Origin of the sequence: uncultured Lacinutrix sp. (genome assembly GCF_947500325.1) — a bacterium.
Taxonomy (GTDB): Bacteria; Bacteroidota; Bacteroidia; order Flavobacteriales; family Flavobacteriaceae; genus Lacinutrix.
Genome location: NZ_CANMRQ010000004.1, coordinates 53057 through 65626 on the forward strand (window position 1 = coordinate 53057; position 12570 = coordinate 65626).

The following is a 12570-nucleotide window of genomic DNA, read 5'->3' on the forward strand; positions in this document are numbered from 1 at the left end:
TTTATAAAATAAAAAAGCCAATTGAAATTTCAATTGGCTTTTTTATTTTTTGAAGGATTAGACTTTTAACTAAAATTAATTTTAGTACAAGTTTCTCCGTATACTGACGATAATACTACTTGTACAGCTTTATCTGAAGTTTCAGCAGTACCAATTTTAACACCATCATCTAATATATCTCCATTTTCTGCCCAAACAAAAGTTTTATCATTATTACCTCTATTAACAATGGTACGTTTCCCATCTTTAATACTTACTCTATATGACTTATACTCTCTATTGTATTCAACTCCTGCTGGGTAGTATGTTTCAGCATTAAAGAAAGATTCTCCCTTTGAAAATAAATAACATACACAATTACCTATTTCACTTGCTTCAGAAACTCTTACAGTGTTATTATTAATAATCTTCCATTCATCTTGTACTAGAGACGTTACAATATTCATTAAAATTGTACCTTTTTCTGCTATTTTACCTTCAATTTTTGATTCAAAATTTATAAGAGCAGAAACAGTTCCTGCTTTTTGCTTTTGCGATTCATAGATTATATCTCCAATAGACATTTTGAAATTATAGTTTTCGTTTTTTAAATTATCAGATAATTGTTTAGACAATTGATCAAAATTTATGGTAGATTTATTTACAACACCTGTTAATCCAACATAGGCAATATTATTTTTATATTGTTTATCGAATAAGGATAATACATTATTTATATCTTTAGTTTCACTTAAATTATTTGAAGCCTCAATGTAAGATTTCAATATAGATGTTACCTTTTTTTCTTGAGAATTTCCAGTAATAGAAGACAATAGAGCTATTGTCAATACAAACTTAAAAATAGTTGGTACTTTCATTTTATTAGATTTTAGGGTTAATGTTATAAATTATTCCCGCTAATATATAAAAAGAATGCTACTAAAAAAGAAAAGTATACTAGAGTTTCTAATAAAAAAAACTACTCATCGTTATTTGTAATTATTTCAAAAAAGCTAAACATACTCCCACCATAGTTTTTAGAATAACTATAATGATTTAAATGTGATATATCTGTATGTTTAGAATGTTCAACAATTAAAAGCCCTTCATTCTCGAGTAGATTATTTTTAAATACTAAATCTGGAATTTTAGAAAATTTTTCAAGAGAAAAATCATATGGTGGATCTGCAAAAATAATTGTATGCTGTTGTTTAGTATTTTCTAAAAATTTAAAGACATCGCTTTTCATTGCTTTAATAGGCATTTCAAAGCTATTTGCAGTGTCGTTGATAAAGCGAACACAGCCAAAATCACCATCTACACTTAAAATGTTTTGTGTACCACGTGACGCAAATTCATAACTTATACTACCTGTACCTGCAAACAAATCAAGTACACTAATATCATCAAAATAATATTGATTGTTAAGAATATTAAAAAGGGCTTCTTTAGCCATATCTGTAGTAGGTCTTACTGGTAATTTCTTGGGAGCAGTGATTCTTCTCCCTTTAAATTCTCCTGATATTATACGCATTATAAGCTTTTTATAAGTGTGAAATCTGAATATGTGCTTGCCGGGTTTTTAGTAAAAGAAAAAGTATCCATCCTACTACCAAAACTAACATGCCTAATATATTTATAGACTATATTATATAAATTATCTCCTTCTTTTATATCTCCTAAAAAAACTAAATTTAATGTTTCAGGATTAAAGCCTAGTTGTTCTGCTGTAAAAAGAATGTAATAAATGAAATCATTATTTGTAATGTATTCAAATGTATTATAGAGTAACAATTTACCTTCTTTAAGAGCTATAATTTCAAAGTGATTAGTATTAACATTTATATATAGCTTTGTGTCATTAGAATTCTTTTCTATTGCTAAAAGAGACTCAATTAAAATAGTTGAAAAATGTTTAAATGTAAAATCTCCATATTTCTCATAAATAAAATTATTTACATTAACGTAAGGAACATAGACATTGATAGATTCATTACTTAGAATAGTGTCATAAGTAATATAATCTGTTTTTAATATTTTAGAATTAAGCTTAAGATAATCTGCTATAGCATCTTCATTAAAAAGAGCTTTAGGTACTAATGTTGCCAATTCATTTACATGAATTACTGTTATTTTATCAAAAGGCCCATTAAGGTCAATATCTGTATTAAATAGATGTTTTACTGTATCTAACAACTCAAAAGGCGTCTGCTTTTGAGCTTGTTTAAAATGTCTAAGACTTAAAATATTTTGCGTTAATGGGTTTAGAATACAAAAAGAAAGTCCATTCAAACTTATTTGAATGGACAGCTCTTTATTATTTAATTCTTGTATAGAACTATTTTTTTGCTTTAGGGTCATAAAGTTTTGGCCAGTTACCATTTACTTTTACTTCTTCCATAGAACCAACTTTAATTGCATCTCCATTAATTTCATCTACAGATACAACTTGATTTTCTTGAAGAATGTATTCTGGTTCTTGATCATGTAAAATATCTTTCTTTAAAACCATAGCTTCAAAAACCGGTAGCATATCTTTCTCTTCTGGATCTTCCTCATCACTATAAGTTCCAGCTTTTAATGTGAACTTAGTACCTTCTTTTCCAAAAGGAACATTCATCATGGTTTTATAGCGATTAGAGTTTTTAAATAAAGAATCTTTAACCGATACAAAATCTAAAGTATCAATAATTGTAATTTCTTTACGTGTTTCAACTCCTCCATAAGCTTTAGTTAATTCTTCATCAATAACACTACTATCTCTTCTTTCGATGATAGCAAATTTTCCGTTTTCAATGAAATTTACTAATTCACTATAGTTTCCAGTAAACTTTCCATTAACTTCTTTATAAGCTAATTGAGAGTCTCTAATATCTACTAAGTTTTCAATTACTTTAGCATAGCGCTTTTCTTTTACTTGATTAAATTTTATAGGCTTGTAAACAGACATAAAAGTAATGTAACCTAAAAAGAATATTAATGCCCATAAAGCTAAAGTTACTATACGCTTAAATTTTGCTGGGATATATTTATCAATAAGCTTAACTATACCAATTGTTAGTAATACTACAACTACTGTAATAATAATAAATTTTATCATGTTTGTTCTGTTAATTTAATTAAATGGTCTACGGCAAATCTACAATTTTTTTTTATTCGTAAAAACCATAAGAGTAAAAATCATTTATATATTTGGATAAAAATAATAAATAATCTACTGTAAATGACAAAATCTGAATTTTATACCCTTATAAAACAACAGTTTCCATTTAAACCAACATCAAAACAAGATATTTTATTATTACAACTTTCTGAATTTATTTTTGAAACAGATAAAAATGGCGTTTTTTTACTAAAAGGTTATGCAGGAACCGGAAAAACCACTATTATAGGTACTATAGTTAATAATTTATGGAAAGCAAAAAAAAGTGCAGTATTAATGGCCCCAACTGGTCGTGCTGCTAAGGTAATTGCTAATTATTCTAAAAAAGAAGCATTTACTATTCATAAAAAAATTTATTTCCCAAAAAAAGAACGAGGAGGCAGTGTGAAGTTTGTATTACAGCCAAATAAACATAAAAATACCATATTTATTGTAGATGAAGCCTCAATGATTCCTGATTCACCAGGTGATTCAAAGTTATTTGCTAACGGATCGTTATTAGATGATTTAATGCAATACGTTTATCAAGGGCATCATTGTAAATTACTTTTAATTGGAGATACGGCACAATTGCCACCTGTAAAATTAGATATTAGTCCAGCTTTAGATGAAAATACGCTAAGCCTTAATTACAATAAATCTGTTTCAAAAATGGAATTAGATGAAGTGATGCGACAGGAACAAGATTCTGGTATTCTTGAAAATGCTACTATGCTTCGAGAAACTATTGCTGATGGTTTTTTTGATAGCTTTCAATTTAACCTCAAGGGTTTTAAAGATATTATTAGATTGGTAGATGGTTATGATATTATGGATGCAATAAACGATGCTTACAGTACTTTAGGTAATGAAGATATGGCGATTATTGTTAGAAGTAACAAACGGGCTAATTTATATAACCAACAAATAAGAAGTCGTATTTTATTTAATGAGAATGAATTGTCAGCTGGAGATTATCTTATGGTTGTAAAGAATAATTATTTTTGGCTAAAACCAACAACAGAAGCAGGATTTATAGCAAATGGAGATATTATAGAGGTTTTAGAGATTTTTAATTTTAAAGAAATTTATGGTTTTCGTTTTGCAGAAGTTAAAGTTCGTATGGTCGATTATCCAAAAATGAGACCATTTGAAACGGTATTACTGTTAGATACTATTACAGCAGAAACACCTTCATTAACCTATGAAGACTCTAATAAATTATATCAAGAAGTACAAAAAGATTATGAAAGTGAAAAGAGTAATTATAAGAAGTTTCTAGCAATTAAAGGCAATAAACACTTTAATGCATTACAAGTAAAGTTTTCTTATGCCATTACCTGTCATAAATCGCAAGGAGGACAATGGAATACTGTATTTGTAGAACAGCCTTATTTACCAGACGGTATTATTACTAAAGATTATTTACGTTGGTTATATACTGCAATAACAAGAGCAAGAGAGAAAGTCTATTTAATAGGTTTTAAAGATGATTTTTTTGAAGAAGCAGATTGACAATGCTATTAACATTTCATCGAAAAGAAAACTTTTAATTGATGAAGACGATTAATTCGTTTTAAAAATTATATTTTTGGATTATTAATACTTTAGTTTTATAAATGAAAATAATTGCAATGATTCCGGCACGTTATAGTGCCTCTCGTTTCCCAGGTAAACTTATGCAAGATTTAGAAGGTAAACCTGTAATTACTCGTACTTATGAGGCGACTATTGCTACAAAATTATTTGATGAAGTCATTGTGGTTACAGATAGTGATATTATTTATAATGAAATTACTTCAGTTGGTGGAAAAGCAATGATGAGTATTAAAGAACATGAATGTGGTAGTGATCGTATAGCCGAAGCCGTTGAGTTTATGGATGTAGACATTGTCGTTAATGTTCAAGGTGATGAACCTTTTACAGAAGTAGATTCTTTAAAAAAACTCATTAAAGTATTTAAAGACGATTCAAAAAAAGAAGTAGATTTAGCTTCATTGATGGTACATATTAAAGATTGGGAAGAAATAGAGAATCCAAATACGGTTAAAGTTATTGTAGATCAAAAAGATTTTGCTTTGTATTTTTCTCGTAGTCCAATTCCATTTCCAAGAGATAAAAATATTGAAGCGAGGTATTATAAACACAAAGGAGTATATGCTTTTAGAAAACAGGCATTAATGGATTTTTATACATTACCAATGCTAACTTTAGAAGCTTCAGAAAAAATAGAATGTATTCGCTATTTAGAATATGGAAAACGTATTAAAATGGTAGAAACAAATGTACAAGGTGTAGAAATTGATACTCCTGAAGATTTAGAACGCGCAAAAAAATTGTGGAAATAGATTATAACAATATAAAGGTCATTGGTTTTGACGCAGATGATACACTTTGGGTTAACGAAACATATTTTCGTGATGCCGAAACAGAATTTGCTAAGCTATTAAGTCAATTTGAAACGCCAAATAAGATTGATCAAGAGTTATTTAAAATGGAAATGAAAAACCTTCCAGTTTACGGTTATGGAGTTAAAGGTTTTGTTTTATCTATGGTAGAAATGGCATTAGAATTATCAAATAATACGATTTCTAACACAACTATTTCTAAAATTCTTGAGATAGGTAAGGATATGATTAATAAACCAGTAGAATTACTTGAAGGAGTTGAGAAAGTATTATCTATATTATCAGGTAGTTATAAGTTAATAGTTGCTACTAAAGGTGATTTATTAGACCAAGAACGTAAATTAGAAAAATCTGGATTGCTAGATTATTTTCATCATATTGAAGTATTAAGTGATAAAAAAGAAGAAAATTATTCTAAATTGCTAAAACATTTGGATATAGAGCCAAGTGCGTTTTTAATGATTGGGAATTCACTAAAATCTGATGTGTTACCATTAATAAAAATAGGAGCTAAGGCTATTCATATACCATTTCATACTACATGGGCTCATGAAGAAGTAGAAATTAATAGTAATGATAATTTACCTTATGTTACATTGTCTAATTTAAATGAAGTTATAAACTTGCTTAATTAAATTGAAAGAAATAGATATAAATACATGGAATAGAAAACAACATTTTCATCATTTTAATAGATTAAAAGATCCATATTTCGCTATAACTATTCCATTTAATGTAACGAAAGCATATCGTTTTTCGAAAGAAAATAACGTATCCTTTTTTGGAGTTTATTTACATGATTGTATGAAAGCAATGAATGCAGTAGAAAATTTAAGATATAGAATAAAAGGAGAAAAAGTTGTAGATTATGAAGTAATTAATGCTTCTACAACTATTTTGAGAAAGGATAAAACATTTGGTTTTTCATTTATAGATTTTAATGAAAATTTAGACCTATTTTTGCAAAATCTTAGCGAAGAAAAAAAAAGAATTGAAAATTCAAACGAATTATTTCCTCCAAAAAATGGATTAGATTGTATTCATTGTTCTGCAATGCCTTGGATAAATTTTACGGGACATAAAGAACCAGTATCAGATGAGAAAGAATCAATTCCTAAACTCTCTTTTGCTAAAGTAATTGAACAAGATAATGAGTTATTAATGAATGTTTCAATAGGTGTTAATCATGCATTGGTAGATGGTTATCATTTATCTTTGTTTGCAGAAGCATTTCAAAGTAACTTAAATAAAAAAATGAATAAATAAAGGCGCAAGTCAATGAGTTATAAAAATTTTCCAATGGTGTCCAGAGTAGTATTTGGACGTGGCAGTTTTAATCAATTAGAAGAAATTCTTTCACCTAAACGATTAAATGTCAAAGCACCATTTATATTTTTTGTAGATGATGTGTTTAAAGGTAATGCTTGGTTAACATCAAGAATACCTTTATCGTATGATGATAAACTGATCTACGTTTCGGCAGCTGAAGAACCCAAAACATCTCAAATAGATGCTTTAGTCGAAGATATTATTCTCAACTTTAAAGAATTACCTTCTGGTATAATTGGTATTGGTGGAGGTAGTATTTTAGATACAGCAAAAGCTGTTTCAATAATGCTAACAAATAATGGAGAATCTAAAGATTATCAAGGATGGGATTTGGTAAAAAACCCAGCAATATATCATGTTGGAATTCCTACTATCTCAGGAACAGGAGCAGAAGTGTCTAGAACAACTATTTTAACAGGTCCAGAAAGAAAGTTAGGTATTAATAGTGATTATACACCATTTGATCAAGTACTTCTAGATCCAGAATTAACTAAAGACGTTCCAAAAGAACAATGGTTTTATACTGGTATGGATTGTTATGTACATTGTATAGAATCTTTAAATGGAACGTATTTAAATGCTTTTAGTAAGTCTTATGGAGAAAAAGCATTCTCTCTATGTAAAGAAATATTTGTTGATGATAATTTATCAATAGAAGAAGCGCAAGATAAGTTAATGATGGCTAGTTGGCATGGAGGCATGAGTATTGCTTATTCTCAAGTAGGAGTAGCACACGCATTAAGTTATGGTTTAGGTTATTTATTAGGAATAAAACATGGTATTGGTAACTGTATCGTTTTCGATCATTTAGAAGACTATTACCCTGAAGGTGTAGCTTTATTTAAAAAGATGAAAGCTAAACATCAAATAGAATTACCACAAGGTATTTGTGCAGACTTATCTGATAAAGAGTTTGAAACTATGATTGATGTAGCGCTAAGTCTAGAACCATTATGGGAAAATGCTATTGGTAAGAATTGGAAAAAAACTATTACACGTGATAAATTAAGAGCTCTTTACGAAAAAATGTAATATGCGTAGCATAGCAAGATTTATATATTTTAAAATTTTAGGCTGGAAAATAGTTGGTAATACTAATATGTCTAAAAATGAAATTAAGAAAGCTATTATTATAGCGGCACCTCATACTAGTTGGCATGACTTTTTTATTGGTGTCCTCTTAAGAAGAGTTGTTGGAGTAAAAACTAATTTTGTAGGTAAAAAAGAATTATTTACTTGGCCGTTTGGATACTATTTTCGTGCAGTTGGTGGTGTCCCATTAAATAGATCTAAAAACGAAAACAAAGTAGAAGCCATTTCTAAAGAGTTTGATAAGTTTGAAGAATTTAGAATAACATTTGCTCCTGAAGGTACTAGAAAAAAAGTAGAACAATGGCGTACTGGATTTTACTATATAGCTAAAACAGCAAGAGTACCTATTATTATGTTTACTCTAGATTTTAAAAACAAACAAAACTTAGTTTCTGAACCATTTTATCCTACAGATGATATCGAAGCAGATTTTCTATTCATGAAAAGTTTCTATAAAGGAGTAATAGGTAAAAAACCAGAGTATTCTTAGTTTTAGAGGTTTAAATTATTATATTAATAAAATTAATATGTTAATTTTATTAAATCCGTAATATTTTTTTTGATATTTAATATAAAATTTATTACTTTGGCATTGTAATTGAATTATTACTGACGTCTAATGATGGTAATGAAACATAAAGTAAACTTTTAGTCCCTAAAAAGAAACATTCACCTACTAAGACATTCAAAAGCTACTTCACGCCTACATGAAGTAGCTTTTTTTATAGATTACTAAATCTATATTTTTTGTTTTATTAAAGGATCTTTTTTTGGAGATATGTTCTCTTTTTTTTCTCTTTCTCTACCTGGGAAAATTAAAGGCGTACTAGAATAAGACGTTCCAAAATTTACTTTTGCTAAATAAACTTGTTTAACAGCATCTTTAACTTGGTTTTCTGTGAGTTCTTTTAAAGGATGAATATATACTGCCCATAATAAATCATCAGATATGGCGTACTTAACATCTAATGCGGTATGAAAATTGGCAACCAGTGCATTAGTTTTCATGTCTTCATCTAACATATTAGATTCTACTATTGGAGAAATAATACGCATTCTATTGTGATTTGTATCTGTTACACAAATAATTTGAACATCATTAATAAAAAACTGCCATTGTCCATTTTGACCCTGTATTGTATCACTAACGGTTTTTAAAATAACATTTAATTTCTCATTTTTCATGTCTTGAGAGAAAGAAAAACTCACAAAGAAAAACAGAAGTAAATTGACGATTTTTTTCAAAATAATAAGGTTTTGGTTCTTTTCTTAGACGAAGAATACTGAAAAACATAACAATATATTATGTAATAATATTACCAGGTAATTATACCTGTAGCTATAAAACAAGTATTTATACTCTAGTAAGAATTTTAATATTGTAAGACATTTATACTATAGGTAAATAATTTTAAAATAGTATTATGAAAAAAAATGGAATTGAGTCTAATAGTGATGAACAAATGATAATGCATAAACACTTTAATGTGAGAAGTGGTTGGTTGCCAGAAAATGGTAGCCCAAGTATGCAGAAATATTTTAAAAAACTTTTAAATGCTGAACGTACAGAATTAGCTCCATGTATTAAGAAATTAGATGAATTTATTGAAGGAAACCCCGTAATAAAATATCTTGTAGACAATGCATGTAAAGAAAATGAAAATATTTTAGCTTCAAAATTACCTCAAATAAAATCAGACAAAGTTCCAAGAATTAAGGATAAAGAAACATTGTTACATACGTTTAACGCTATTTTAAAAGAAGCACCACAATTTATTAATTATGATTTGGTCGGATTACCTTTTTCCGCTTTTGTAGTTGGTATAGATCCAACGCTAAGTGGTAGCACTTTATTTAGATTACCAATGTTTAATGAAAAGATGTCTGCTATTTTAAAAGAATGGAACACGTTTTTAGCATCAGAACAATCAAATGTTGGATTTAGAAAAGACCACGAACAATGGCTTTCTACGGCAGCAAAAGAACAATATGATTTTGAGATATGGAAAAAAGATTCAGAAACGCTTCCATATTGGAAATCTTGGAACTCATTTTTTACAAGACAATTTAAAGATAAAGAAATCTCAAGGCCAATAAGTGATCCGCAATCTAATAGAACAGTGATTTGCCCAAATGATGGTTCTATGTACAGATGGGAATCTAATGTAGCAAGGAAAGATGTTTTTTGGTTTAAAGACATGAAATACTCTTTGTCTGATATTCTAAGTTCTTCTAAACCAGAACAACAAGCAGTTATAGACGAATATAATTTATTAGATATTTTTAGTGGAGGATATATTTTTCAAACGTATCTAAATCCTTATAATTTTCACAGATGGTGGTGTCCAGTAAATGCAGAAGTGCTATTTACGCCTTTTTCAATTCCTGGATGTTTCTTTAGTAAGTTGATTTTACCCGATTTTGGTGGCGCTACTACTGCATCTTTACCATATTTAGCAGAAGTAAACGCTCGTGGATTAATTGTTTTTAAAACAGAAGAATATGGCCATGTGTGTTGTATTCCTTTAGGGATGAGTGAAGTATCATCTGTAGAGTTTAACAAAGATCTAAAAAAAGGAACAAAAGTAACAAAAGGACAAGAGATGGGAATGTTCAATTATGGCGGGTCTTCTTTTGCTATTATTTATGAAAGGTTACCAGGAAAGAAATTAATTTTTGAAAATAGCCAAGGTGTTCCTTATCAGAAAGACCCTGTTTTACCTAGTGGTAGTTCTGGAACTGGAGGAGAAGTAACATCAATAGGATCTAAAATAGGAGTATGGCAAACTGTTGTGCCAACACAGTCTATTGATTTAAGTGTAGCAAATCCTAATTCTACACAACAACTTTCAATGACAAAGAATGAATATGTTGAATATAACGAAACGTATAAAACATGGGCCTTATATAATAAAGGTATAATCGATTTTCAATTATCTATAGACGAATTGGTTGATGTAGAATTAAAATTAGACATCTGTTCTGCATTGGTAGGAGGAAAGGCTAATTCTCCTGCTTCAATTAGGGTAAATGGGATTAAAGTAGGTACATTAAATCCACAAAGTGGCAATTTCAAAACTGTTAAAAAGCTAATTAACGAATCGTTACTTAATATTGGTCAAAATATTATTTCAATTAATTTAGAAGATTCAGCTACTGGCCAACTCTTCATTAATAAAGCTACAATTAATTAATATCCCTATTATGCTAACAATAGTGTAATTAAGCAAAGAAAGAATCCTATTCTGGATTCTTTCTTTTTTATTTTAAGAATAAAAGTTATAAAAAGGCTGAATAGTTACATTCAGCCTCTTAACCACAATTAAAGACACGTTTATTAATTGTTTCATTGATAATTATATTTTTAAAAGAGGCTGGATGAGTATTCAACCTCTTTTTTAAGAAATTAAAACTGACTTTTACTTTTTAATCTTTAACCTTATCATTAATTTCTTTATTATTTGTTTTACCATGCAGGTATTGCAGGATATAATTCTCGTAAAGCAAACCTGTCAAAAGTATTTAATTCACCAGTAACCTCTGGTATTATAAAACATGCATTCATAATAGAATCTTCTTGGTAAAAAAATGTTGGTAAAGTACCAGGAATGTAATTGGCATCATTTTCAGAAACTTCTTCATCTGCTACACCAGCTTCTACACATGATCGTCTTGTATCCCAATCTGTATGTCTAAACCCAATTGTATGCCCTAATTCATGGGTAATTAAATGCTCAATGGCATCTGGTACATTTCCTGCAAATTGATTAGCATCTGGACTTATAAAAAGAAAATTTCCAGGAGAATTGTCAGATTGTGGAAACTGAGCAAAACCGCCAAAACCTGTTGATTGCGGGTCTACGGCAATAGATGTTTCAAAAATAGTATTATCGAAATTTGGGTTAGTACCAATAGTAATATCAAATTTTATATTTGATGTAAAGGGAAAGCTATTATTCCAGTTGTCTACTGCATCTCTAACACCTTGAACAGCATCTGGACTTAAACCAAAACCTGCTGGTTGTGAGCCTACAAAAACATATAGGTTTATAACATCAAATTCTTCAGTATCTACTAGAAATTCTGTAGAGTATTGTCTTGACTGTTCTTCTTCATTAATAGTAATCATGTCAACAAAATCGGCCTTAGAAAAAGCCATATCTCCATTAGTTACGATAACTGGATATTTTATATTCTCGTGTAAACCAACTTCAGTATATTTATAATCATTAGCATTTAATCCTTTCAGGCTAATAGCATCTTTTACGTCTCCAGGAAGTTCTAATCTTGAATTTAAATCAAAAGCCTCAAATGTAGGATCATTATTAACATTTGAAATAGCGTCACTATCTTGTGAGCAAGAAGTAATAATTGATATACCTAAAATGGCATAAAAAAAGTTTTTTGTTGTAGTTTTCATGAATTAATTTTTAATGTTTCGCTCAAATATCTCAACTAATGGAGTAATCAAAAAATTAATTTCAATCATAAAATTTTGTTAATTTGATACTAAAAAAACAAATCAAATAAATTCAACTATTTGATTTGTAAGGCTTTATCTGTGTTAAAAAAAAAGAGTAAATTTATTTGTTTTATGATTTAGGCTACCTTTTCCATGGA

General features: G+C 28.8%; 13 protein-coding genes. 7 read left to right on the forward strand and 6 right to left on the reverse strand.

The features are described from left to right. Window positions 1–65: 65 nt before the first annotated feature. The 4 genes from Q0997_RS06705 to Q0997_RS06720 all read right to left on the reverse strand — a co-directional run bounded on the left by Q0997_RS06705 (window position 66) and on the right by Q0997_RS06720 (window position 3079). Window positions 66–857, reverse strand: coding sequence for a hypothetical protein (locus tag Q0997_RS06705; protein WP_299886446.1), 792 nt, complete (start codon window positions 855–857; stop codon window positions 66–68). 101 nt (window positions 858–958) lie between these two features. Beyond that, window positions 959–1513: an RsmD family RNA methyltransferase gene (locus tag Q0997_RS06710; protein WP_299886448.1), complete on the reverse strand. Its 555-nt coding sequence runs from the start codon at window positions 1511–1513 to the stop codon at window positions 959–961. Beyond that, a complete protein-coding gene (locus Q0997_RS06715) occupies window positions 1513–2340 on the reverse strand; it encodes a DUF3822 family protein (protein WP_299886449.1) in 828 nt (275 codons plus the stop codon). Before Q0997_RS06715 ends, Q0997_RS06710 begins: the two co-directional genes overlap by 1 nt. Continuing rightward, window positions 2318–3079 (reverse strand): hypothetical protein, encoded by a 762-nt coding sequence (locus Q0997_RS06720; RefSeq protein ID WP_299886451.1) that lies wholly within the window; start codon window positions 3077–3079, stop codon window positions 2318–2320. The genes Q0997_RS06715 and Q0997_RS06720 overlap by 23 nt, the downstream gene beginning before the upstream one ends. 123 nt (window positions 3080–3202) lie before the next feature. Here Q0997_RS06720 and Q0997_RS06725 point away from each other — a divergent pair, with 123 nt between their 5' ends. From Q0997_RS06725 to Q0997_RS06750, 6 genes are all read left to right on the forward strand, one after another. Next, the gene (locus Q0997_RS06725; RefSeq protein ID WP_299886454.1) at window positions 3203–4636 is read left to right on the forward strand and encodes an AAA family ATPase; all 1434 of its coding nucleotides are present in this window, start codon (window positions 3203–3205) and stop codon (window positions 4634–4636) included. 104 nt (window positions 4637–4740) lie between these two features. Then, complete coding sequence (kdsB, locus tag Q0997_RS06730; protein ID WP_299886457.1) at window positions 4741–5469, forward strand: 3-deoxy-manno-octulosonate cytidylyltransferase; 729 nt, start codon at window positions 4741–4743, stop codon at window positions 5467–5469. Next, window positions 5460–6164, forward strand: coding sequence for an HAD family hydrolase (locus Q0997_RS06735; protein WP_299886460.1), 705 nt, complete (start codon window positions 5460–5462; stop codon window positions 6162–6164). The genes kdsB and Q0997_RS06735 overlap by 10 nt, the downstream gene beginning before the upstream one ends. A gap of 1 nt (window position 6165) precedes the next feature. Then, complete coding sequence (locus tag Q0997_RS06740) at window positions 6166–6795, forward strand: CatA-like O-acetyltransferase (RefSeq protein WP_299886463.1); 630 nt, start codon at window positions 6166–6168, stop codon at window positions 6793–6795. A gap of 12 nt (window positions 6796–6807) precedes the next feature. Then, on the forward strand, window positions 6808–7890 hold the full coding sequence (locus tag Q0997_RS06745) for an iron-containing alcohol dehydrogenase family protein (RefSeq protein ID WP_299886465.1): 1083 nt from the start codon (window positions 6808–6810) through the stop codon (window positions 7888–7890). Between the two features lies 1 nt (window position 7891). Then, window positions 7892–8440 carry a 1-acyl-sn-glycerol-3-phosphate acyltransferase gene (locus tag Q0997_RS06750; protein ID WP_299886467.1) on the forward strand — a complete coding sequence of 183 codons (549 nt, stop codon included), beginning with the start codon at window positions 7892–7894 and terminating at the stop codon, window positions 8438–8440. 248 nt (window positions 8441–8688) lie between these two features. Here Q0997_RS06750 and Q0997_RS06755 read toward each other — a convergent pair whose 3' ends face one another. After that, entirely contained in the window at window positions 8689–9195 is a 507-nt protein-coding gene (locus tag Q0997_RS06755) for a hypothetical protein (protein WP_299886470.1), read from the reverse strand. A 179-nt stretch (window positions 9196–9374) separates the two neighbouring features. Here Q0997_RS06755 and Q0997_RS06760 point away from each other — a divergent pair, with 179 nt between their 5' ends. Continuing rightward, complete coding sequence (locus Q0997_RS06760) at window positions 9375–11144, forward strand: phosphatidylserine decarboxylase family protein (RefSeq protein WP_299886473.1); 1770 nt, start codon at window positions 9375–9377, stop codon at window positions 11142–11144. A 272-nt stretch (window positions 11145–11416) separates the two neighbouring features. On the opposite strand, the gene Q0997_RS06765 is transcribed toward Q0997_RS06760, so the two are convergent. After that, window positions 11417–12370: a M57 family metalloprotease gene (locus Q0997_RS06765; RefSeq protein WP_299886476.1), complete on the reverse strand. Its 954-nt coding sequence runs from the start codon at window positions 12368–12370 to the stop codon at window positions 11417–11419. Window positions 12371–12570 lie beyond the last annotated feature (200 nt).